Below are 23,566 nucleotides of genomic sequence, written 5' to 3'. Positions count from 1 at the left end.
TCATATTTGAATTGGCTGTTGAAAACAAGATCAATTTATTATATATTATTAGGAGAGCTAGGTAGCAAGAGGAGGATGTTATATGAGACACTTAATGAGTCCGCTGGACTTTTCCGTGGAAGAACTGGACAAGCTTTTAGATCTTGCCAATGATATTGAAAATAATCCAGCGAAATATGCACATGCCTGTGCAGGAAAAAAATTAGCAACATTGTTTTATGAGCCAAGTACCCGTACCCGTTTAAGTCATGAAGCTGCCATGTTAAACCTGGGCGGAAGTGTTCTTGGCTTTTCTTCTGCCGATTCGAGTTCCGCTGCAAAGGGGGAAAGTGTATCGGACACGATTCGGACTGTGGCATGCTATGCTGACATCGTTGCGATGCGTCATCCAAAGGAAGGCGCTCCGATGGTAGCCGCTGCCCATTCTTCTATTCCGATTATCAATGCCGGTGACGGGGGACACCAGCATCCGACCCAGACGCTGACGGACCTTCTGACGATCCGTTCTTTAAAAGGGCGTCTTAACAACCTGACAATCGGTCTTTGCGGAGATCTGAAGTTCGGGCGTACTGTCCATTCTCTGATTCAGGCACTTGTCCGTTATGACAATCTGAACTTTGTACTGATCTCCCCTGAGGAGCTGCGTCTTCCAACCTACATCCGCCACGATGTACTGAGACGCAACAATGTTCCATACAAAGAGGTTGTCCGTATGGAAGAAGCACTTCCGGATCTGGACATCCTTTACATGACCCGTGTTCAGAAAGAACGTTTCTTCAACGAGGAAGACTATGTCCGTATGAAAGACTTCTACATTCTGGACAAGAAAAAGATGGAACTTGCCAGCAAGGATATGCTTGTGCTCCACCCGCTCCCGAGAGTAAATGAGATCTCCGTGGAAGTGGATGACGATCCACGCGCCGTTTATTTCAAGCAGGCCAAATACGGTGTTTATGTACGGATGGCACTGATTCTTACTCTTCTCGACATCCATGTCGACTGATCTGCAAATCTGGAAAGGAGCTAATTATGGTTAAAAATACATTGAATATCGGAAGAATCTCCGAAGGCTTTGTACTGGATCATATCCAGGCAGGAAAAAGTATGGATATTTACAAATATCTGCGTCTCGACAAGCTGGACTGCTGTGTCGCGATTATCAAGAACGCAAAAAGCAACAAGATGGGGAAAAAGGACATCATCAAGATTGAGTGTCCGCTGGAGATGATCGATCTGGACATCCTTGGTTTCATCGATCACAATATTACAGTAAACATCATTGAGAATGAAAAAATTGTAGATAAAATGTCTCTGAAGCTTCCGAAAAAAATCACCAATGTGATCCGCTGCAAAAACCCGAGATGCATCACTTCCATCGAGCAGGAGCTGGATCATGTGTTTATTCTGACGGATCCGGAACGTGAAGAGTACCGCTGCAAATACTGCGAAGAAAAGTATCATAGAAAATAAACTGCCGGGAGGGCTGATGCCCTCCCGGTTCTTTTTATCCATATTTTAGGTGTGCGTGTTAAAATGCCACGTTTTGTTGCATATCTTGACTTTCTTTTTTCCTCCCTTTTTATATAAAGGTTATGTAAGCTTCCGGCCAACCAAGGAGGAAACAAAGATGACAACATCAAATATGGAAGAAAAATTAAGTATCTTTCTGAAAAGCATCGGAATTTCAGGGAGATACAAAGGCTTTTACTATCTGAAGGAGGCCGTCTTTCTTGTAATGGAAGACGAGCATTGTCTGTGTAACATCCAAAAGGAAATCTACCGGCCGATTGCCGAAATGTATCACGTCTCTGTCCCAAGTATCGCGAGGGCGATCCGCACTGTCTGCCAGATAGCGGCCGCCAACGAAGCGCAGCTCCGGGCCTTCTTTCCCGGATTTCTTTCTCACGGTACTCTTTACCCAAAAGAACTGATTGAAATGGCAGCTGATTATCTGCGCTATCAATAAAAACTGCTGTCGCATAAACGGAATCTATCATTCTGCCGGAAAGCTTATAAAAAGGGTGCGGTTTAAGCACCGCACCCTTTTTTTGCTTTCTGTATAAACGGCAGGCAAGACGATAAGCCGGGTTATGTCTTGAACAGTCATCTATCTAGCTCCTGCGTCGCCGCGGGAGTCCATCAACCCACCTAAAACACGACGGGCCGCCGTATCGTTTTCATTCGGTCTTTCTTCGGATGGGGTTTACATGTGCCTCTTCTGTTACCAGAAAAGCGGTAGTCTCTTACACTGCCTTTCCACCCTTACCGCATAAGCGGCGGTTTATTTCTGTTGCACTATCCTTGGAGTCGCCTCCACCGGACGTTATCCGGCATCCTGCCCTGTGAAGCCCGGACTTTCCTCGTCTGCACCCTTTCGGGATTCGCAGCCGCGACTGTTTATCTTACCTGCACCTGTAATACAATATCACACTTGGCCTTCACTTGCAAGTCCTTCATCAACGATCCGGTCCTCACCGTCCGCTGCCGTTGTCGCAAGTTCGTCACATCGTTCATTCTGCGGGTGGCCGTCATGCCCTTTTACCCAGATCAATGTCATCTTGTGCGGCTTTGCCGCCTCCAAAAGCCGTTTCCAGAGATCGATGTTTTTGACCGGCTCATTTTTCCCTCGCTTCCAGCCCTTCCGGATCCAGTTGTCAATCCAGTGCTGATTAAACGCATCCACTACATATTTGGAATCCGAATAGATTTCCACTTCACAGGGCCTGTTCAGCGCTTCCAGTCCGGCAATGACTGCCATCAGCTCCATCCGGTTGTTAGTTGTCTTTTCATACCCCTGGGAAAGCTCCCGTATATGAGTCTGTCCTTTCGGATCGGTATAGGAGAGAATCGTTCCATATCCTCCCGGTCCGTCCGGATTTCCTCTTGCCGCACCGTCCGTATAGATTTTTACAAGCATTGTTATTCTCCCTTCCGTTCCTTGATCTCCACAGTCTGTCCTTCCTCCCATACGCGGTGAATCCGGTTCCGGTAGCCCGAGGAAATTTCTGAAGTCAGCAGACGGTCTGTCAGCCCATAATCCTTCCACATGTGCATCGGGAAGACATGCTCTGCCCTCACATTTCTCATGAAATAATCAATGCCGGAAAATGCCGCTCCGCCCTGTCTTGGATCCAGAACGACAAACGCCAGATCGATCTTCTTTCGTGCAAGCTTTTTGATTTCCTTCTGGTAATTTTTACGCATACTGCGGTTATAGTCAATACTCTCGCCTTCCCAGTGCCACCAGTTCAGATCACCTGCATGATAAATTCTCTTATCACGGAAGGCAACGAGAAAAGCAACGCCTTCATCCGTAGAACGAAGCGTCTCTATTTTCAGCGTTCCGATCTTTATTTTTTTATCCGGAGGCAGGAAAATCCGGTTGGGAGCAGGATCCGCCTCCACGTCATCCGACAGAATGTACTGGATCTTCGGATGCTCTTTCTCCCACTCAAAAATTTCCGGATTGAAGTGGTCGCTGTGGCGGTGGCTCACAAAAACATACATCTGTTTATCGGCCTCTGTCTCAGGCAGCTTCCCCTTATAGTAATCAAAAACATACATTGCACGTTCATCTTCTACTGTAAATCCACTGTGATACAGATAAGTGACTTTCATTTGGGTCTTTTCTCTCCTTTCAGCATGTCCTGTATCTTTTTTCGTATCTGCTTTACCTTTCTGTGGTCGCTTCCATCCCCTACAATTCCGATTACAATCTCCTCATCCCGCAGTACAGACGGGAAGAAGAAATCACACATGGAAGCGTCCGATGCGTTATTCACCAGAATTCCTTTTCCCCTGCATATCTGAACAATCTCTGCGTTTGTTTCGTTTTCATCCGTTGCCGCAAACACAAGAAACTCCCGGCCGGTCAGCACATCCTTTTCAAACCGCCTGCTCTCGTACCGGACCTTTCCGTCCAGAATCCATCCTCTGAGAGGCTCTTTCAGCTCATCCTCTCTTTCCGGAGCGCACATCCGGATGCTGCAGCCAAAAGGAAGAAGGATGCCGGCTCTCCGGACCGCGATATTCCCGGCGCCGACAATCAGGATCTCTCTGCCGCACAGACTCAAAAAGAGCGGAAACCGCGGATATTTTTCCCTGCTCATTTGATCCTGATCCCGATCCCTGCCATGACGCGGTAGACCTCCCCGGCCTCTTTTGCCAGCCGGCATCCGGCACGTCCTGCAGCCTCTCTCCATGCCCGCTCCTCCCGGTCCACCGGAACAATCCCGTTTCCGATTTCATCCATCAGAACAACTGCATCCGGATGACTCTCAATAAACTGCCCGGTGTACGCTGCTGGATCCCTGTTCTCCCGGATGCACTGTAAAATCTGTTCTTCAAAATGTACGATGATCTCCCGGTCCGGGTATTGTGCTCTGGCATACTCTGTCTTTCCCTGAAAGCTTCCGCCCGTAATCATTATCATATCCGCTCTCCTTCTTTCTCTAACAGATCAAGTATACCACAAAGAGGCCTGTACGTTCATCAAGTTTTTCAACTTTTTGCGTACAGGCCCATTTATCCGGTTTAGATAATGATACAGACAATCCCTCCATTGCTGTCGTTTACAATTTTCTGCATCGTATCCTGAAGTTTTCCCTGACATTCGTCATTGATCATCGTAATCTTATGCCGCATTCCGTCCATCACAAGTTCCTCGATTGTTTTTCCAAAAATGTTGGTTTCCCAGACTCCTCCTTCCTGCTCTTTCGCATCTTTGATGTACCGCAGGATATCCTGAGCCTGCTGCTCGTTGCCCACAATCGGCGCGATCTCCGTTTCAATATTGGCCCGTATCATGTGAATCGACGGTGCCTCCGAATGGATCTTCACCCCGTACTTGCTGCCCTGCTTGATGATCTCCGGATCTGTAAGGGAAATCTCCTCTTTCTTCGGACTCACCACTCCATACCCCTTTGCCCTGACACTGTCCATAGCATCTTTGACATTGGCATACTCCTCCTGAAGGGCGGACATTTCCTTCATGGCCCTAAGGAGTTCGTACTCATTCTGTATCTTCATGTTTGTCATCTCACTGAGCATTTCATAATAGTATTTCTCGTAAACACGGATTTCCATCCGGATACATCCGGTATCCATCGCAATATGATCCACACGGACACTTTCGATATATGTATCATCCGGCTGTTCGATTCCTCCGATAAAATCCCGGATTTCCGTCTTTTCCTCCATCAAGTCTCTGATATAGGATACCATTTCTTCCTTGATTCTATGGCTTCGCGGCAGCATTTCCACCCATTTTGGTATATAAAATTCCATCTCGGAAACCGGGAATTCAAACAGGATCTCCTCCATCATCCGATGGATATCCTCCTCTTTCAGCTGCTCACAATTGACCGGCATCGCCGCCACCTGATAGGACTCCTGGATCTCTTTTACGGTCTCTGACGCTTCCTTCCCGTAAGGCCTTGCTGAATTTACCAGAACGAGAAAGGGTTTCCCGATATCTTTCAGTTCCCGGATGGTCTTTCCTTCCGGGTCCCGGTACGCTTCTCTTGGGATCTCTCCGATCGTTCCATCCGTTGTCACTACAATTCCGATAGTGGCATGATCATGAATCACCTTCCTTGTTCCGATTCCGGCTGCTTTTGTAAACGGAATCTCATAGTCAAACCACGGTGTTTTAACTTTGCGTTCCTCCCCGTCTTCGATATGCCCTTTTGCCCCTTCTGTCATATATCCGACACAGTCGATCAGCCGGACCCGAACCCGGACATCATCTGAAAGTGTAATCTCCGCCGCCTCTTTTGGAATAAATTTAGGTTCTGTTGTCATAATGGTTTTTCCGGAAGAGGACTGTGGCAGTTCATCCATTGTCCTCGCCCGCTGATTTTCATCATTCATATGCGGGAGAACCAGAAGATCCATAAACCGTTTGATAAACGTGGACTTTCCGGTCCTTACCGGACCTACAACCCCGAAATAGATTTCCCCGTTTGTTCTGACCTGCATATCATGATAAAGCTGAAAATTCTCCATGAAAATACCCCCTTGCAATGCTGATACCAATGTATGCCTGCAAGGAGGTATTTAGACCTGTTTTATTTTGTATCTGTATCTTCTTCTCCCCAAGGAAGGGCACTGTGTTCTTCTTTCCGGTCACGAAGCATCAGCTCTTTGACCGCCTCGGCCGGACTCTTTCCTTCAAAGAGCACCTGATTGACCTGTTCTACAATCGGCATGGAAATCTGGTACTGCCCGGCAAGCTGCTTTGCCGCTTTTGCAGAGTAGACGCCTTCAACTACCATTTTGACCTCATCCATGGCTTCCTGCATCGTCCTTCCCTGTCCTATCAGATATCCTGCCTTCCGGTTCCGGCTGTGGACACTTGCACAGGTCACAATCAGATCACCGATTCCTGTCAGCCCGGTAAAGGTTTCGATCTTTCCGCCCATCTTTACTCCCAGACGTGCAATCTCAGCAATCCCCCTTGTGATCAGAGCGGCTTTTGTATTGTCGCCGTATCCAAGGCCATCCGCAATACCGGCAGCAAGAGCAATGACATTTTTCAAAGATCCTCCCAGTTCGATGCCTTTGATATCCGGACTTGTATACACACGGAACACTTCGCTCATAAATGCTTTCTGAAGGTACTCTGCCGTCTCTCTTGTTTTTGCACCGACTACACATGTGGTAGGCAGACCCTTTCCTACTTCTTCCGCATGGCTTGGTCCCGAAAGAACCGCCACGTCCGCCTGAGGCACTTCTTCCTCAATCTGCTCGCTCAATGTCATCAACGTCTTTTCCTCGATCCCCTTTGCCACATTGACAAGGATCTGTCCCTCTTTCACATAAGGACACATCCTCTGAGCCGTCGATCTCGTAAATGGTGACGGAACGGCAAGCACTACAAAGTCCTTTCCTTCAATGCCTTCCCGGATCTCATTTGTGAAACGGATACTGTCCTGAAGCTTCACCCCCGGAAGTTTGGACTTGTGTTCCCGCTCTCTGTCAAGCATCTCCACCTCTTTCGCGTCGATAGACCAGACAGTCACCTCATGTCCATTGTTTGTCAGAAGCCATGAAATCGCCGTTCCCCAGCTGCCGGCTCCCATAATTCCAACTTTTGCCATACTGTGCCTCCTATTTTTTCTTTCCGATGCTGATTTTATTTTCTGTGCCGCTTAACAGTCTCTGAATATTCGCTCTGTGCTTCCAGATTGCAAGAACTGCAAGAAATGCTGCCACCACATACATCTCATGGAGATATGGCGCAGCCATACCGTAGCTTCCTGTCTGTCCGCGGAATACGACACCTGCAAAGAAAATCAGAACGACCGCAATCGAACCAACGGAAACATATTTTGTTACTGCTACTATTGTAACAAATACCACGATCGCAATCAAGCAGATCCAGACATTCGTAAGGGCGGCCAGAAGTCCTGCCATGGCCGCAATTCCTTTTCCTCCTTTGAATTTCAGATAGAACGGGAAATTATGTCCAAGCACTGCTCCCATTCCGGCATAAATAGAAAGAAGAGGAAGAATGTCTCCATGTGTTTCTCCAAAAATCAGCCGTACTGCCAGAACGGCAAAAATACACTTAAAGGAATCCCCCAAAAACGTACACGCTCCCGCTTTGACCCCGAGTGTTCTCAGCGCATTTGTAGAACCGGCATTTCCGCTCCCCATTTTCCGGATATCCACATGCTGCAGTCTCCCGTAAATATATCCTGTCTGGAAAAGCCCGAAAACATACCCGATCAAAATACACACGATCCGTTCCATGACCTTACTTCTCCTTTTCCTTTCTTTCTCTGATAAAGAATTTCAGTGAAGTTCCCCGGAAACCGAATGCCTCCCTGATCTTGTTCTCCAGATATCTTGTATAAGAAAAATGCATCAGTTCCTTATCGTTGACAAAAATCACAAAAGTAGGCGGTTTGACAGATACCTGTGTAATATAGTAAAGTTTCAGGCGTTTTCCTTTATCAGAAGGCGGCTGCTGCATGGCAACTGCCTCTGTCATGATCTCATTCAGCACGCCTGTCGCAATCCGCAGGGACTGATTTTCAATCACCATATCGATCATATCAAAGAGCTTCTGAATCCTCTGCCCTGTCTTTGCCGAAATATACATGATCTCCGCATACGGCATATAGGACAGTACATTCCTGATCTTTCCTTCATATTCACGCATGGTCCGGTCGTTTTTCTCGATCGCATCCCATTTATTGACTACAATAATGATTCCCTTGCCTCGCTCATGCGCGATTCCGGCGATTTTAGCATCCTGCTCGGTTACACCTTCCACTGCGTCAATCACCATCAAAACAACATCTGCTCTTTCTACCGCGGTTACGGTCCGGATAATACTGTACCGTTCCAGCTCTTCCTTGATCTTGCTCTTTCTGCGAAGACCTGCTGTATCAATGAATACATACTCTTTTCCGTTATGAACAATCTCCGTATCAATAGCATCCCGTGTTGTCCCTGCAATATCCGATACAATGACACGGTTCTCCCCGAGAAGTTTATTAATGATGGAGGATTTTCCGACATTTGGTTTTCCGACAATGGCAACCCGCGGTCTTTCGTCCTCCTCCTCTTCTTTGTCTTTTTCCGGGAAATACGCGACAACTGCGTCCAGAAGGTCTCCGATTCCAAGCCTGGAGGATGCAGATACCGGATTCGGGTCTCCGATTCCAAGATTATAAAATTCGTAGACGTCCGGCATAAATTTGTCAAAATTATCTACCTTGTTCACTGCAAGAATCACAGGCTTTTTCGCTCGGCGCAGCATATCTGCAACCTTGGAGTCTGCATCTACAAGCCCCTGTCTCACATCTGTAATAAAAATAATCACATCTGCCGTATCTATCGCAATCTGCGCCTGCTCCCGCATCTGTGAAAGGATAATATCCGAGCTGTCCGGCTCGATTCCTCCTGTATCAATCAATGTAAAGTCTCTGTCCAGCCAGGATACATCCGCATAAATACGGTCTCTTGTCACTCCCGGTGTGTCTTTGACAATCGAGATCATCTCCCCGGCCAGAACATTAAATAACGTAGACTTCCCGACATTCGGGCGTCCTACGATCGCAACTACTGGTTTACTCATCGTACCTCTCCTTTAAAACTGCATCGATAAAATCCTGTCCGCTTGATTTTACAATATCTATCTTCACTTGTAAAGTTTCTTCTAACTCCGAAACTGTCACATCGTCCAGGAAAACATCCTCTCCGCTTCTTAGCATATTGCACGGAAGCAGAAGCCTGTCCCCAAGTTCCTGCCCTTTCAGCTGTTTGATCAGATCCTGTCCGGTAATCAGGCCGGACACGGTAATGCTTTCTCCAAAAAACTCATTGCGGATCTTATATAGATGAACATCCAGATTCGGACATTTTTCTTTCATCCGCCCGATGAACTCATTCAGATAATCATAGGCAAGCGCTCCGGTTGCAATCGACAGGGACATCTTCCGGTCTGTCGGACGGATTTTCTGAAAGCCTTCTTCAAATTCATTCTGAAGAAGCCGGATCATGCCGACCCCGTTTTCCAGCTGCAGATATCCATCGTACCTGCTCTCCTCCGGCATTTCGTATCCTGCCAGGATGTACCATTCATCTCCGGCATGGATGAAATGATATCCGTATTCCTGATATACTTTTTCCTGCCACCGGTGGATCGTATCCAGCACTTTTCTTGCATCATCTCTCGTAAACGGCTCCAGCGGGTAAAGTCCGTCGCGGTACTTGCTCAGCCCTACCGGCACGACCGATACACTCTGCAGCTTCGGAAGATATGCTGTCAGATCCTGTATCGTCCGTTCCAGTTCCTGACCGTCATTTAATCCCTTACAGAGTACAATCTGTCCATTCATCGTAATTCCCGCCTCATAAAGGCGGTCCACCTTCTTCAATGCTTCTCCCGCAAACCGGTTATGAAGCATTTTGCATCGAAGTTCAGGATTTGTCGTATGGAAGGAAATATTGATCGGCTCCAGATGATAACGGGTGATCCGGTCAATATCATGGTCGCTCATATTTGTCAGCGTCACATAATTTCCCTGCAGAAAAGACAGTCTTGAATCGTCATCTTTGAAATACAGTGTTTCACGCATCCCCTTTGGCATCTGATCAATAAAACAGAAAACGCACTTGTTTCTGCAGGACCGGTACTCATCCATCAGACCCTGCTCAAAGGTCAGACCCAGATCCTCCTCATATTCTTTTTCTATCTCAAGTTCCCACTGCTCGCCGTCCGGCTTCTCAATCAGAACGAGAAGATTCTCATCATTGACATAGTAATGGTAATCAAAAACATCCTCGATTTCCTGACCGTTTATCGAAAGAAGCCTGTCCCCCGGTTCGATGCCCATCTCCCATGCAATACTTCCCTCTTCTACAGCCGAAACCAGATGTTCATGTCTTTTCCGCTGTTTTTCCATATCTCGTCTCCTTTTCCTCTTCATTTTCCTGCCTTTTTCATAATACTAAATTCCTTCCCAAAATGCAATTTTTTCTATTCCTTTCTTGCCATACCTATAAAAAAATGTTATAAATGGATTGAGATTACGGCTGATGCCGCGTCTTAATTCCATGTTTTCTTACATAGGAGGGTTTATGACAAATATAAAAATGTTAGAGCAGGTGCTTCCGACAGCTCCGCTTAAAATCGCCGCGCTCAAGAGCTGCGAAACTCTTGGGAAGAAGGTCAACGACCATATTGTCGGATTTCGCAAGGAATCCCTTAAAAAATATGTAGATTCCGCACTTTTCGCATCCTATAAATGCGAAAATTATCTCATAGAGCACAGCTGCCCGCGTTTCGGTTCTGGCGAGGCAAAAGGCGTTCTGGGCGAATCGGTCCGCGGAAAAGATCTTTTTGTCATGGTCGATGTCTGCAACTACAGTCTGACCTACACAGTGAACGGTCATCTGAACCACATGTCGCCGGACGATCATTATCAGGATCTGAAACGTATCATATCCGCAGCAAACGGCAAAGCTCACAGATTAAATGTCATCATGCCGTTTCTTTACGAAAGCCGCCAGCACAAACGTACCAAACGCGAATCTCTGGACTGTGCCCAGGCACTGGAGGAACTGGTTGACATGGGAGTATCCAACATTATCACCTTTGATGCCCATGACCCGCGTGTGCAGAACGCGATTCCTCTGAAAGGCTTTGACAACTTCAATCCGCCTTATCAGTTTATCAAAGCGCTTCTGAAAGCGGAGCCTGACCTGAAGCTTGACAAGGATCATCTCATGATCATCAGCCCGGACGAGGGTGCGATGCATCGTGCAGTGTATTTTTCCAATGTTCTTGGCGTGGATATGGGAATGTTCTATAAAAGAAGAGATTACTCCACAATCGTAAATGGAAAAAATCCGATCGTTGCCCACGAATTTCTCGGTGATGACGTAAAGGGCAAGACTGCCATCATCGTAGATGACATGATCTCTTCCGGAGAAAGTATGCTGGATGTTGCAAAACAGATCAAAGACCGGGGCGCTTCCCGTGTATTTGTCTGCACTACATTCGGACTCTTTACCGACGGGCTTGAGAAATTTGACGACTATTACCGGACAGGCTATATAGATCGTCTGATTACAACGAATCTGACCTATCTGCCGCCGGAGATCTATGAACGTCCATACTTCATCGAAGCAGACATGAGCAAATTCCTGGCAATCATCATCGATTCCATGAATCATGATATCGCCATCAGTTCTGTGCTGAATCCGACAGACAAGATTCATGCACTGATCGCAGGCCGGAATGCTTAGGGTTCCGGAACCGAAAGACAAAATTCTTAAAAACACAGCAGGAAAGAGACTTCTTCCCTGCTGTATTTTTATACCATACATTCATCTTCAAAAAATGACAAATCCGACGGATAAATGATGCTCTCTCCGATTTCTTTCAGAAGGATAAGCCTCAGACTGTTTTTAAAGTTTTTCTTATCCCGCTTCATGGCTTCTTTCAGTTCTGAGAGGTGCACGCCGCAGGAAACCGGAAGTCCGTAGCTTTCCAGAATCTTTCGGATCTCCCCGGCCGTTCCTTCCCGGGTCAGTCCCAGTTCTTCCGAGATCCGTGTGATCTGATACATGCCGATCGCAACCGCTTCCCCATGACTTTCTCTTTCATATGCGAACCTCTGCTCCACTGCATGTGCCAGCGTATGACCGAAATTAAGCAGCATCCTCTCTCCGGTATCAAACTGGTCTTCCTCCACCACCTGACGTTTGATATCCACACATCTTGTAATTACTTCCGTCAGATAATCCGCAAGTCCGTCAAAACTTCCGGCCCGCCTGAGCAGCGCAAAAAGCTCTGCATCCTTGATGCAGCCATACTTGATGACTTCTCCCATTCCGTCATGGATGTAACGCTCCGGAAGTGTTTTCAGCACATCCGGATCAATCAGGACTTTCTTTGGCTGATAGAATGCCCCTACAAGATTTTTGCCTTCTTTCAGGTCAACTGCTACTTTTCCTCCGACAGAGGAATCCACCTGAGCCAGCAGGGAAGTCGGAATCTGTACGAATGGAATTCCCCTCAGATACGTTGCCGCCGCAAATCCGGCCAGGTCTCCGACAACACCTCCTCCGAGGGCAACGATCAGGTCGCTTCTGGAAATTCCCGCCTCTAACAGTTGTGCATACACTCCCGGAAGGACATCAATACTTTTGGACGCCTCCCCATGTGGAAGAATGACTGCACTGCACTCCCAGTATTCTTTCAGCTGTTCCAGAAGGCTCTCTCCGTAAAATGCGTAAACACTGTCGTCAGAGATCACCGCGATTTTCTTCCCCTGATAAATCTCCCGGATTTCTTTGGCCGCTCTTTTTAATAGTCCTCTTTCAATCAAAATACGGTAACTGTCTTTTCCCAGATTAACATTCAATTCCATTTCTTCCGCCTGCCTTCTTCTACCAAGTTTTTTCTACAATCGGTGCAATCTTTCGAAGCTGTTTTAAAAGTTCCGCATACTTCTCCGGCTTTAAGGACTGACCTCCGTCGCACAGCGCGCAGTCCGGATTATTATGTACTTCAATCATCAGTCCGTCTGTGCCTGCTGCTACCGCCGCCTTTGCCATCGTATCTACCAGCCACCATTTGCCCCCGGCATGGCTCGGATCCACAACAACCGGGAGATGGGTCATCTTCTTCAGTACCGGAATCGCCTGAAGATCCAGTGTGTTTCTTGTATAAGTCTCAAAAGTCCGGACGCCCCGTTCACAGAGAATGACATTTTCATTTCCGGACGCCATGATATATTCCGCAGACATAATCCATTCCTCATAGGTAGCATTTAATCCGCGTTTCAAAAGGATCGGACGTCTGGTCTTCCCGAGCTGTTTCAGCAGGTCAAAATTCTGCATGTTTCTCGCCCCGATCTGAATCAGATCCACCTTCTCATCGAAAATATCAAGGTATTCTGCGGACATCAGCTCTGTCACAATCGGAAGCCCCGTTACTTCCTTCGCCTTACAGAGCATCTCCAGTCCTTCCAGTCCAAGTCCCTGGAAGGAATACGGGCTTGTACGCGGCTTGAATGCCCCGCCTCTTAACAAATTGGCTCCGGCGGCCTTGACTGCCTCTGCCACTTCAATTACCTGTTCCTCACTCTCCACTGAGCACGGGCCGGCAATCATCGCCATGTTTCCGCCTCCCACCTGGACACCGGATACATCCACAATGGTGTCCTCCGGGTGGAATGCACGGTTTGCAAGTTTATAAGGCTCCTGCACGTGCATGACTTTATCTACACTTTTATCCACCTCAAACAGGCGCGGATCAATTCTGACGGTATCACCGATACATCCGATAATCGTCATCTCTTCTCCCCGGACGACATGAGCCTCCAGACCTTTTGCCTCTACCATTTTTATTACCCGGTTCAAATTTTCTTCTGTTGTTCTTGGTTTCAGTACAATAATCATATGCTTCTCCTCCTGCTTTCTCACACTTTTCCTGACTTTGAAAATCACCTTGCAAAGGAAGTGTCCTGATTCTATAGGGAGTCCAAAGATCTTTTCTATAGAATAAAAAAAGTCCTCTGATTTACTCAGAGGACGATACTGTCATCGTGGTTCCACCTCACTTTACAGCCATCTCACGATGACTGCCTCATCAGGTACGCTGTCTCCAGATATACCCTTGCAGATAACGGCTGCTGCCGGAAATGCCTACTAGTCTGTACATTCAGCACTCTACTCCAAGAGGAATTCAGTAACACTTTCTGTATCCCATTCCACCACGCGGGACTCTCTGTAACATTCCATGATACTTACTACTTCTTTTCTTCGTATTTTCAAAGCAGATCTATGAAGTTGTTTCCATATTACTTCACATCTGCAGGTTTGTCAATACTTATTTTCCTGCCTCCGAAGAATCCTTCTTCACCGTCAGAGTACCGTCCTTCACCTCGATCCGGACTTTTCCTTTCCATTCACTCTCAAGGGAACTTTCCAGTTCTCCGGAAAGTCTGATCCGGATCGGAAATTCTCCAGCCTCACTGCCGTCCGCATCGCATTCTACCTCGTAATCGCCGCCTTCGTTCAGATCATCCAGCAGATCCTGAACACGGTATCCCGCCTCTTTGCTCAGCCATGCTTCCTTTTCTTTCTTTCCCGTTCCGTCTGCGAACTCTGCCCCGGCTGATAATTCCGGCAGATTTTCTCCCTGGTAAATTGTTTCAGACCGTGCAGTCAGTACAATCAGCGTTTCTTCGTTCCGGTTGAACTGCGGCATAACTTTCACCAAAAGGAAAATCAGCAGACAAAAAACGACACCGGCTGCAAAAGCGGCCGGTACGTTCCATTTATTTCGTATTCTTTTTGTATGAAACAGATTTTTTTTCGTCTTTTTTCCAACAGAAAGAATGTTTCTCTTCATTCGTATCTGACCTCGATTCCTATGTTATCCGTTACGATTATAGCGCACTTCTTTCCCGGATACAATGAAAGAGTTCTTAAATAAGAATGAAATTTCCCTTATATTTTCTTTCTTTTACAGAATGATACGCACTTTCAGGACATTCTCGATTTTGGAAAGTTCTTCCGCAATTCCGGAAGAATCCGTATCTTCAATATCGATCATCGTATAAGCAAAGCGTCCGCGGCTTTTGTTCGTCAAATCCGCGATGTTGATTCCTCTCTTTGCAAGAAGAGCCGTAAACTGGCCGATCATGTTCGGCACATTGTGATGAAGTACGGTAATTCTTGGATTTTTCCCTTTCTTTCCCATATCGCAGTTCGGAAAGTTTACGGAATTCATGATATTTCCGTTTTCCAGATACTCCCGGATCTCCCGGACAGCCATTCTGGCGCAGTTGTCCTCAGACTCTTCCGTGGAAGCACCCAGATGGGGAATAACGATGACATGATCTCTTCCTGCCAGCCCCGCTGTCGGAAAGTCTGTGACATATTTCCGTATGTGCCCGGTTTCCAGTGCCTCGATCAGATCTTCTTCCTTAACAAGAAGGTCTCTTGCAAAGTTCAGGAGAATTACACCGTCTTTCATCTGCCCTGCAGCCTCCCGGTCAATCATTCCTTTCGTGTCATCAAGTGCCGGGACATGAAGCGTAATATAATCACATTCCTGATAAATCGTCTCCAGATTTTTCACATGATGAATGTGGCGCGACAGATTCCACGCGGAATCCACCGACATATACGGATCGTATCCATATACTTCCATACCAAGATGAAGCGCCGCATTCGCCACCAGCACGCCAATGGCTCCAAGACCGATCACGCCAAGCTTCTTTCCTTCAATCTCCTGTCCGGCAAACATCTTTTTCTGCTTCTCCGCTGTCTTTGCGATATTCTCTTCTCCGGCATGGGCCTTCACCCACTCGATGCCTCCGATGATATCGCGGGACGCCAGAAGCATCCCCGCAATCACCAGTTCTTTTACGCCGTTTGCATTTGCTCCAGGCGTATTAAATACAACAATCCCTTTTTCCGCGCATTCTTCCAGAGGAATATTGTTTACCCCCGCACCTGCCCGCGCGATCACTTTTAGCTTCTCCGGAAATACCGTTTCGTGCAGAGATGCGCTTCTCAGGAGAACCGCGTCTGCCCCGGCCATCTCTTCTGTTCTTTGATAGTCTTCCGAAAAGAGAGAGAGACCTGCTTCCGAAATGGCGTTCAAACATTGATACTGATACATCACCGATTCTCCTTTTCAAATTTTTCCATAAATGTTACAAGTGCGTCCACGCCTTCATACGGCATGGCATTATAAATACTTGCCCGCATGCCGCCGACACTCCGGTGTCCTTTCAGATTGACCAGACCATGTTCTGCAGCCGCGGCTGTAAATCTGGCATCCAGCTCTTTCTCCCCTGTCACAAACGGAACATTCATCAAAGAACGGTCTTTCTTCGCTGCTGTGCCGGAAAACAGGCGGCTGTCATCCAGATATTCGTACAAAAGTGCCGCCTTTTTCTGGTTCTTCTTCTGAATTCCCGGAAGTCCTCCCTGATCCAGAAGCCACCGGAATACTTTCCCGCAGATATAAATTCCATATGCAGGCGGAGTATTGTAAAGGGAACCTGCCTTGGCGTGGACATGGTACTGCATCATGGTCGGAGTTCCCGGAAGCACCTCTTCCCGGATCAGATCCTTCCGTATAATCACAATCGTCACACCGGCCGGCCCGATATTCTTCTGCACACCGCCATACATGATGCCGTACTTTGTAATGTCCACAGGCTCAGACAGAAAGCAGGAGGAAACATCCGCTACAAGCGGGATGCCCTTCGTATCCGGAAGGGTATGAAACTTCGTTCCGTAGATCGTATTGTTCTCACAGATGTAAACATAATCCGCATCCCCGGAAGCAGACAGCTCACTCAGATCCGGGATGCAGGAAAAATTCTGCTCCTCAGAGGAGGCTGCTGCTTTTGCCTCTCCGTACTTCTGCGCTTCCTTCCAGGCTTTCTTTGCCCACTGCCCGGTCAGAATATAGTCTGCCTTTTTATGTTTCATGAGATTCATCGGAATCATTGCAAACTGCAGCGATGCCCCTCCCTGCAGAAACAGTACCTCATAGTCTTCCGGTATGTTTAAAAGTGTCCGGATGTCCTTCTCGGCATCCTGTATGATCGTTTCAAACGCCGCAGACCGGTGGCTCATCTCCATAACGGACATTCCGGTCCCCCTGTAATCCAGCATCTCCTTTGCGGCTTCCTGTAATACTTCCTCCGGCAGAACAGCCGGTCCCGCCGAAAAATTATATACTCTGCTCATACGATTCCTCCCTGTTTCCCGGCCAAACATTCCCCTTCGCCCGGCAGGTCGATTTTTAATTCTGTTTTGCTTTTTCTTTCAGATCTCCCTCATCAAATACCTGATCGATCGCTTCTCCCGGAGCAACCATCGGCCATACCTTCTCATCGCAGTCTATCTGACAGTCAATCAGAACCGGTCCGTCTGCGTTTCTTGCCTCCTCAAAGATCCGGACAAATTCTTCCCTTGTTGTGGCGCGGTATGCTTTCGCTCCCATCGCCTCGGCAAGTTTGACAAAGTCCACATTGTCATTGAGTATGGTAGCAGAATACCGTTTTCCATAGAACAGATCCTGCCACTGCCTCACCATTCCAAGTACGTGGTTATTCAGAATGACTTCGATAATCGGAATCTGATAACGTGCTGCTGTTGCAATCTCATTCATGTTCATCCGGAAACATCCGTCACCTGCAATATTAACCACACATTTTTCCGGTCTCGCACATTTCGCACCGATGGACGCCCCAAGTCCGTATCCCATCGTTCCGAGACCGCCGGATGTCAGAAGTGTTCTCGGCTTTGGATATTTATAATACTGTGCGGCCCACATCTGATTCTGTCCGACCTCTGTTACAATAACAGCATCTCCTTTCGTCTGCCGGTAAATTTCCTCTACGACAAACGGTCCGCTTAACACGTCCGGATGATAGGTCATCGGATATTTTGCCTTGTATGCTTCGATCGTCTGAATCCATTCACTGTGATTCTGCTGCTCCAGCATCTGATTCAGCTTTGAAAGTACCACCTTGACATCCCCGGTAATTCCATGCGTGATAACTACATTCTTATTCATTTCTGCCGGATCGATGTCAATCTGCAGAATTTTCGCCTTTGACGCAAATTTCTCCGCATTTCCCGTGACACGGTCACTGAATCGTGCCCCCACTACAACAAGAAGGTCGCACTCACTGACTCCGTGATTCGATGTTTTTGTTCCATGCATGCCAAGCATTCCTGTGTAATATGGATCTGTTCCAGGAAACGCACCCTTTCCCATCAGAGTGTCCGCAACCGGCGCATCCACCTTTTTAACAAATTCAAACAGTTCTTCGTCCGCATCGGAGAGCACTGCGCCTCCACCCACGAAAATATATGGCTTTTTCGAGTTCTGGATCATCTCTACTGCCGTCTGAAGATCTTCTTCATTGACCTTTTCGTTTCTCTTTTGAGGTGTGATTTTTTTCGGCTCATATTCGGCAAGATTGGACGTTACATCCTTTGGAATGTCAATCAGTACGGGACCCGGACGGCCCTTACGTGCAATCCGGAACGCTTTCCGGATCGTATCAGCCAGTTTATTGACATCTTTTACAATATAATTATGTTTCGTAATCGGCATGGTGACTCCCGCAATATCGATTTCCTGGAAACTGTCCTTTCCAAGAAGGGATACTCCGACGTTGCAGGTGATTGCCACAACAGGAATAGAATCCATATAGGCAGTCGCAATACCTGTTACAAGATTTGTCGCCCCCGGTCCGCTTGTGGCCAGACATACACCGACTTTTCCCGTTGCCCTGGCATAACCGTCCGCCGCATGCGCCGCACCCTGCTCATGAGAAGTCAGGATGTGACGGATCTCGTTCTGGTGCTTATACAGCGCATCATATACATTCAGAATCGCACCGCCCGGATATCCGAATACGGTATCCACACCCTGCTCTTTTAAACATTCTATTACAATTTCTGCTCCTGTAAGCTTCATTGCTCTTCTTCCTTTCGTCTAGTTTTTCGGAATCTCCAGGATCGCTCCTCTGTTTCCGCTTGTTACCATGGCTGCATACCGTGCCAGATAACCGGTCTTGACCTCCGGCTCTTTCGGCTGCCATGCCTTGCGTCTTCTTTCCAGCTCCTCTTCCGGAACATCCAGTTCCAGTTTCAGTCCCGGAATGTCAATCTTAATGATATCTCCCTCTTCTACGAGTGCTATCGGTCCGCCTACTGCCGCCTCCGGCGATACGTGTCCTATAGACGCGCCTCTGGATGCCCCTGAGAATCGTCCGTCTGTAATCAGGGCAACGCTGGATCCAAGTCCCATTCCCGCGATTGCGGATGTCGGATTGAGCATCTCCGGCATTCCCGGTCCGCCTTTTGGTCCGACATAGCGGATAACCACTACATCACCCGGATGAATCTCTCCGCCTTTGATTGCCTTGATTGCATCATCTTCACAGTCAAAGACTCTGGCAGGTCCCTCATGAACCATCATTTCTTCTACTACCGCCGAACGTTTTACCACGCTTCCGTCCGGAGCAAGATTCCCTTTCAGAACGGCAAGGCCTCCCGTCTCACTATATGGGTGATCTACCGGTCTTATGACTTCCGGATTTTTATTGATACATCCTGCGATATTTTCTTTCACTGTTTTTCCGGTCACCGTCATGCAGTCTGTATAGAGAAGCCCTTTTTTGTCCAGCTCATTCATGACTGCGTAAACGCCGCCCGCCTCATTAAGGTCCTCTATATATGTCGGTCCTGCCGGTGCCAGATGACAGAGGTTTGGTGTCTTCTCGCTGATTCCGTTTGCAAAATCAATCTCAAAATCCATTCCAATCTCATGGGCGATTGCCGGAAGGTGAAGCATACTGTTTGTGGAACATCCAAGGGCCATGTCCACTGTCAGGGCATTTAAAACGGCTTCCCTGGTCATAATGTCACGAGGACAGATATTTTTTCTCCAGAGCTCCATCACCTGCATACCCGCATGTTTTGCAAGACGGATTCTCTCGGAGTAAACTGCCGGGATGGTACCGTTGCCCTTTAAGCCCATTCCAAGCACCTCTGTCAGACAGTTCATACTGTTGGCCGTGTACATTCCGGAACAGGAACCGCATGTCGGGCAGACTTTACATTCAAACTCATCCAGCTCTTCTTCTGTAATCGTTCCAGCCGCATAAGCTCCAACCGCCTCAAACATGCTGGAAAGACTTCTCTTCTCTCCTTTCACATGTCCGGCAAGCATCGGGCCGCCGCTGACAAAAATAGTCGGAATATTGATCCGGGCCGCCGCCATCAGAAGACCCGGCACATTTTTATCACAGTTTGGAACCATGACAAGGGCATCAAACTGATGAGCCAGAGCCATCGCTTCCGTAGAGTCTGCAATCAGATCTCTCGTCACAAGAGAATACTTCATTCCGATATGTCCCATGGCGATCCCGTCACAGACTGCAATCGCCGGAAATACGATCGGGGTCCCTCCAGCCATGGCAACTCCCATTTTGACTGCTTCCACAATCTTATCGAGATTCATATGTCCCGGCACGATCTCATTATAAGAGCTTACAATTCCTACAAGCGGACGTTCCATCTCTTCTTTTGTCAGTCCCAGCGCATTCATCAGAGAACGATGCGGCGCCTGCTGGCTTCCTTTTGTTACAGTATCACTTCTCATCTTTCTTCCTCCTGTCCTTACTCTGTTTCTATTGTCATTATGCCTGAATTCTTTCACAGATCAGATCTCCCATTTCCTTTGTGCCGACCTGTGTACATCCTGCAGACATGATATCTCCTGTCCGGTATCCGTCTTTCAAAACCTGATCCACTGCCCTCTCTACCGCGTCCGCTTCCTTATCAAGATCAAAGGAGAAACGAAGCATCATTGCTGCGGAAAGGATTGTGGCAATCGGGTTTGCGATTCCCTTTCCTGCAATGTCCGGCGCGGATCCTCCGCTCGGCTCATACAGGCCGAATTTACTGTCATTAAGGCTTGCGCTTGCCAGCATTCCGATAGATCCAGTCACCATGCTGGCTTCATCGGATAAAATATCTCCAAACATATTCTCTGTCAGAATCACATCAAACTGCTTTGGATTTTTTACGATCTGCATCGCACAGTTATCAACAAGCATATGTTCCAGCGTCACGTCCGGATACTCTGCCGCCACCTCTTCTGTCACCTTTCTCCACAGTCTGGAGGAATCCAGGACATTTGCCTTATCCACACTTGTCACCTTGCGGGAACGTTTCCCGGCAATGTCAAATGCGCGCTTTGCAATCCTGCGGATTTCATTTTCATTATAGGAAAGTGTGTCCACCGCGGTCATGACACCATCCTTTTCTTCTGTCTTTCTTTCTCCAAAATACAGGCCGCCCGTCAACTCCCGCATAATCATAAAGTCAAATCCGCCTTCGGTGAGCTCCGGTTTCAGAGGACATGCCCCTTCCAGTTCCTCATAGAGAACTGCCGGTCTTAAATTGGCGAAAAGGCCAAGCTCCTTACGAATCCGAAGCAGTCCTGCCTCCGGCCTTTTGGACGGTTCCAGCTGATACCATGAGGAAGTCTTTGCATCGCCTCCGATGGACCCCATCAGTACAGCGTCACATGCTTTTGCCTTTTCCACCGTCTCATCTGTAAGCGGCACTCCATGCACATCGATGGATGCGCCTCCCAGAAGAAGCTCCGTGTAATCACAGGTATGTCCGTATATCTCTCCTACTTTATCCAGAACCTTCATGGCCTCCGTGACAATTTCCGGGCCGATTCCGTCTCCTTTTATAATTCCTATGTTTAATTTCATTGCTATCCCTCCCAGAAAATCTGTTACAGAATATCATATAATATTTTTGTTTTTGTTTCAACCCTTTACCTCGTAAAAGTGCCTTTTCCACCCGTTTTCTCCATGAAAACCACCTGCCTGAGGCTTTTTTCAACAACAAAAAACAGATCCCTCTAAAACGGAATCTGCTTTTCTTTTCACTGACTTATCATTATTTTGTTTCACCTGCACCAGGCTTTTCTACCTGCATGATAGCAGCCTTCTGCATCGGAATACGACAGTTTTTATTATTTCCGAACTCTACGATCACATCTTCTTCTGTGATATCGATCACTACTCCGTAAAATCCACTTGTCGTCAGAACAGTATCTCCAACTTCCATATCAGCGATCATCGCCGCTACCCTCTTCTGCTCTTTCTTCTGCGGTCTCATCAGAATGAACCAGAGTCCGCCAAGAACAACTACATAAAAAAGGATCAAAAACAGCGGGTTTGAGAAAATGCCTCCGCTTGACTCTGTAAGTAACGTGTATTCCATCATTCTTTCCTCCTAATTTCTAGCTAAACACTATTGCTATCATACACAATTTTTCCCGTTTCATCAAGTACTTTTGGGAATTTTATCAGGTTTTATCCTTTCTGTCCCTGCGCCATTCCCTCAAGTTTCTGCTTTTTATATTCTTTGTAGCGGCCTTCTTCGATTGCGGCACGGATTTCTTCCATCATTGTATTGTAAAAATACAGGTTGTGAAGTACGCAGAACCGCATGCCGAGCATCTCCTTTGCTTTCAGAAGGTGACGGATATAGGCTCTGGAATATTTCCGGCATACCGGGCATCCGCAGCCTTCTTCAATCGGGCGGTCATCCAGTTCATATTTGGCATTGAAAAGGTTCAGTTTGCCATGATTCGTGTACACATGGCCGTGCCGGCCGTTTCGTGTCGGATAAACGCAGTCAAAAAAGTCAACGCCCCGGTCCACTGCCTCCAGAATATTTGCAGGGGTACCGACTCCCATCAGATACGTTGGTTTTTCAAGCGGCAGATAAGGAACAACGGCATCCAGAATCCGGTACATCTCCTCATGAGATTCTCCTACCGCAAGTCCTCCGATGGCATATCCCGGAAGATCAAGCTCTGCGATTTCCTGCGCATGTGCAATCCGGACATCCTCCAGAATTCCGCCCTGATTGATTCCAAACAGCAGCTGATGCGGATTGATCGTATCCGGAAGACTGTTCAGCCGCTCCATCTCGGCCTTACATCTGCGAAGCCACCGTGATGTTCTCGCGACAGAACGCTCAATATAATCCCGGTCTTTTGTACTGGCCGGGCATTCGTCAAACGCCATAGCAATGGTGGATGCCAGATTGGACTGGATCTGCATACTCTCCTCCGGTCCCATAAAAATCTTCTTCCCGTCAATGTGAGAATGGAAATGTACTCCTTCCTCCTTGATCTTCCTGAGGCCCGCAAGGGAAAACACCTGAAATCCGCCGGAATCTGTCAGAATCGGCTTGTCCCATACCATAAACTTATGCAGCCCTCCAAGTTTTTTTACCACCTCATCGCCCGGTCTTACGTGGAGATGATAGGTATTGGAAAGCTCCACCTGGGTTTTGATCTCTCTTAAGTCATCGGTGGACACTGCTCCTTTAATGGCGGCAGCCGTCCCCACATTCATAAACACCGGTGTTTCAACAACACCGTGTACCGTTGTAAAACGGCCCCTTTTTGCGAGGCCGTCTCTTTTTAACAATTCATACATGTTTTCTTTGCTCCGTTCTGAAA

The 23,566-nt window shown here is 47.6% G+C and carries 23 protein-coding genes, 1 other RNA gene and 1 other annotated feature; of the genes, 4 read left to right on the top strand and 20 right to left on the bottom strand.

What is annotated here, in order from left to right; translation table 11 throughout:
• Positions 1–82 precede the first annotated feature (82 nt).
• The 3 genes from pyrB (at position 83) to H6A32_RS01575 (ending at position 1,966) form a co-directional block, all read left to right on the top strand.
• Complete coding sequence (gene pyrB, locus H6A32_RS01585) at positions 83–1,003, top strand: aspartate carbamoyltransferase (protein ID WP_087168221.1); 921 nt, start codon at positions 83–85, stop codon at positions 1,001–1,003.
• A gap of 26 nt (positions 1,004–1,029) precedes the next feature.
• Entirely contained in the window at positions 1,030–1,470 is a 441-nt protein-coding gene (locus H6A32_RS01580; RefSeq protein WP_087168222.1) for an aspartate carbamoyltransferase regulatory subunit, read from the top strand.
• A gap of 157 nt (positions 1,471–1,627) precedes the next feature.
• Complete coding sequence (locus H6A32_RS01575; protein WP_087168223.1) at positions 1,628–1,966, top strand: sporulation initiation factor Spo0A C-terminal domain-containing protein; 339 nt, start codon at positions 1,628–1,630, stop codon at positions 1,964–1,966.
• A 97-nt stretch (positions 1,967–2,063) separates the two neighbouring features.
• Here H6A32_RS01575 and rnpB read toward each other — a convergent pair.
• The 10 genes from rnpB to H6A32_RS01525 all read right to left on the bottom strand — a co-directional run bounded on the left by rnpB (position 2,064) and on the right by H6A32_RS01525 (position 10,418).
• An RNA gene (rnpB, locus tag H6A32_RS01570) (RNase P RNA component class A) lies at positions 2,064–2,409 on the bottom strand.
• 16 nt (positions 2,410–2,425) lie between these two features.
• Positions 2,426–2,917, bottom strand: a complete 492-nt coding sequence (gene rnhA, locus H6A32_RS01565) for a ribonuclease HI (RefSeq protein WP_087168224.1) — start codon at positions 2,915–2,917, stop codon at positions 2,426–2,428.
• 2 nt (positions 2,918–2,919) lie between these two features.
• A complete protein-coding gene (locus H6A32_RS01560) occupies positions 2,920–3,618 on the bottom strand; it encodes an MBL fold metallo-hydrolase (protein WP_087252776.1) in 699 nt (232 codons plus the stop codon).
• Positions 3,615–4,109 carry a precorrin-2 dehydrogenase/sirohydrochlorin ferrochelatase family protein gene (locus tag H6A32_RS01555; protein ID WP_204863589.1) on the bottom strand — a complete coding sequence of 165 codons (495 nt, stop codon included), beginning with the start codon at positions 4,107–4,109 and terminating at the stop codon, positions 3,615–3,617. Before H6A32_RS01555 ends, H6A32_RS01560 begins: the two co-directional genes overlap by 4 nt.
• Positions 4,106–4,432 (bottom strand): bifunctional adenosylcobinamide kinase/adenosylcobinamide-phosphate guanylyltransferase, encoded by a 327-nt coding sequence (locus H6A32_RS01550; RefSeq protein WP_087168227.1) that lies wholly within the window; start codon positions 4,430–4,432, stop codon positions 4,106–4,108. The genes H6A32_RS01555 and H6A32_RS01550 overlap by 4 nt, the downstream gene beginning before the upstream one ends.
• Positions 4,433–4,533: 101 nt before the next feature.
• Positions 4,534–6,006: a stage IV sporulation protein A gene (gene spoIVA, locus H6A32_RS01545; RefSeq protein ID WP_087252778.1), complete on the bottom strand. Its 1,473-nt coding sequence runs from the start codon at positions 6,004–6,006 to the stop codon at positions 4,534–4,536.
• A gap of 62 nt (positions 6,007–6,068) precedes the next feature.
• Positions 6,069–7,100: an NAD(P)H-dependent glycerol-3-phosphate dehydrogenase gene (locus tag H6A32_RS01540; protein ID WP_204863588.1), complete on the bottom strand. Its 1,032-nt coding sequence runs from the start codon at positions 7,098–7,100 to the stop codon at positions 6,069–6,071.
• A 10-nt stretch (positions 7,101–7,110) separates the two neighbouring features.
• Positions 7,111–7,755 (bottom strand): glycerol-3-phosphate 1-O-acyltransferase PlsY, encoded by a 645-nt coding sequence (gene plsY / locus H6A32_RS01535; protein ID WP_087168230.1) that lies wholly within the window; start codon positions 7,753–7,755, stop codon positions 7,111–7,113.
• Between the two features lie 4 nt (positions 7,756–7,759).
• Positions 7,760–9,088, bottom strand: a complete 1,329-nt coding sequence (der, locus tag H6A32_RS01530; protein ID WP_087168231.1) for a ribosome biogenesis GTPase Der — start codon at positions 9,086–9,088, stop codon at positions 7,760–7,762.
• Positions 9,081–10,418: a DUF512 domain-containing protein gene (locus H6A32_RS01525; protein ID WP_204863587.1), complete on the bottom strand. Its 1,338-nt coding sequence runs from the start codon at positions 10,416–10,418 to the stop codon at positions 9,081–9,083. The genes der and H6A32_RS01525 overlap by 8 nt, the downstream gene beginning before the upstream one ends.
• Positions 10,419–10,593: 175 nt before the next feature.
• On the opposite strand from H6A32_RS01525, the gene H6A32_RS01520 reads away from it, so the two are divergent.
• A complete protein-coding gene (locus tag H6A32_RS01520) occupies positions 10,594–11,763 on the top strand; it encodes a ribose-phosphate pyrophosphokinase (RefSeq protein WP_118635946.1) in 1,170 nt (389 codons plus the stop codon).
• Positions 11,764–11,831: 68 nt separating this feature from the next.
• Here H6A32_RS01520 and aroB read toward each other — a convergent pair whose 3' ends face one another.
• The 10 genes from aroB to tgt form a co-directional block, all read right to left on the bottom strand.
• Positions 11,832–12,890 carry a 3-dehydroquinate synthase gene (aroB, locus tag H6A32_RS01515; protein ID WP_204863586.1) on the bottom strand — a complete coding sequence of 353 codons (1,059 nt, stop codon included), beginning with the start codon at positions 12,888–12,890 and terminating at the stop codon, positions 11,832–11,834.
• 19 nt (positions 12,891–12,909) lie between these two features.
• Entirely contained in the window at positions 12,910–13,923 is a 1,014-nt protein-coding gene (aroF, locus tag H6A32_RS01510) for a 3-deoxy-7-phosphoheptulonate synthase (protein WP_138372456.1), read from the bottom strand.
• Between the two features lie 125 nt (positions 13,924–14,048).
• Positions 14,049–14,296 (bottom strand) — a binding site (T-box leader).
• Between the two features lie 57 nt (positions 14,297–14,353).
• Positions 14,354–14,878: a hypothetical protein gene (locus H6A32_RS01505; RefSeq protein ID WP_087252783.1), complete on the bottom strand. Its 525-nt coding sequence runs from the start codon at positions 14,876–14,878 to the stop codon at positions 14,354–14,356.
• A gap of 114 nt (positions 14,879–14,992) precedes the next feature.
• Positions 14,993–16,156 (bottom strand): phosphoglycerate dehydrogenase, encoded by a 1,164-nt coding sequence (locus H6A32_RS01500; protein ID WP_087252784.1) that lies wholly within the window; start codon positions 16,154–16,156, stop codon positions 14,993–14,995.
• Entirely contained in the window at positions 16,156–17,238 is a 1,083-nt protein-coding gene (gene serC / locus H6A32_RS01495) for a 3-phosphoserine/phosphohydroxythreonine transaminase (RefSeq protein WP_087252785.1), read from the bottom strand. Before serC ends, H6A32_RS01500 begins: the two co-directional genes overlap by 1 nt.
• A 55-nt stretch (positions 17,239–17,293) precedes the next feature.
• Positions 17,294–18,982, bottom strand: a complete 1,689-nt coding sequence (gene ilvB / locus H6A32_RS01490; protein WP_087252786.1) for a biosynthetic-type acetolactate synthase large subunit — start codon at positions 18,980–18,982, stop codon at positions 17,294–17,296.
• An 18-nt stretch (positions 18,983–19,000) separates the two neighbouring features.
• Positions 19,001–20,671, bottom strand: a complete 1,671-nt coding sequence (gene ilvD / locus H6A32_RS01485) for a dihydroxy-acid dehydratase (protein WP_087252787.1) — start codon at positions 20,669–20,671, stop codon at positions 19,001–19,003.
• A 37-nt stretch (positions 20,672–20,708) separates the two neighbouring features.
• Positions 20,709–21,797, bottom strand: a complete 1,089-nt coding sequence (leuB, locus tag H6A32_RS01480; RefSeq protein ID WP_204229581.1) for a 3-isopropylmalate dehydrogenase — start codon at positions 21,795–21,797, stop codon at positions 20,709–20,711.
• A 190-nt stretch (positions 21,798–21,987) separates the two neighbouring features.
• A complete protein-coding gene (gene yajC / locus H6A32_RS01475) occupies positions 21,988–22,314 on the bottom strand; it encodes a preprotein translocase subunit YajC (protein WP_087168242.1) in 327 nt (108 codons plus the stop codon).
• Between the two features lie 92 nt (positions 22,315–22,406).
• Positions 22,407–23,543 carry a tRNA guanosine(34) transglycosylase Tgt gene (gene tgt, locus H6A32_RS01470; protein WP_087168243.1) on the bottom strand — a complete coding sequence of 379 codons (1,137 nt, stop codon included), beginning with the start codon at positions 23,541–23,543 and terminating at the stop codon, positions 22,407–22,409.
• Between the last annotated feature and the right edge of the window lie 23 nt (positions 23,544–23,566).

Origin of the sequence: Drancourtella massiliensis (assembly GCF_016900655.1) — a bacterium.
Lineage (GTDB): Bacteria > Bacillota > Clostridia > Lachnospirales > Lachnospiraceae > Sellimonas > Sellimonas catena.
Note: the sequence above shows the minus strand (reverse complement) of the source record. Positions and strands in the feature narration are given on the sequence as shown.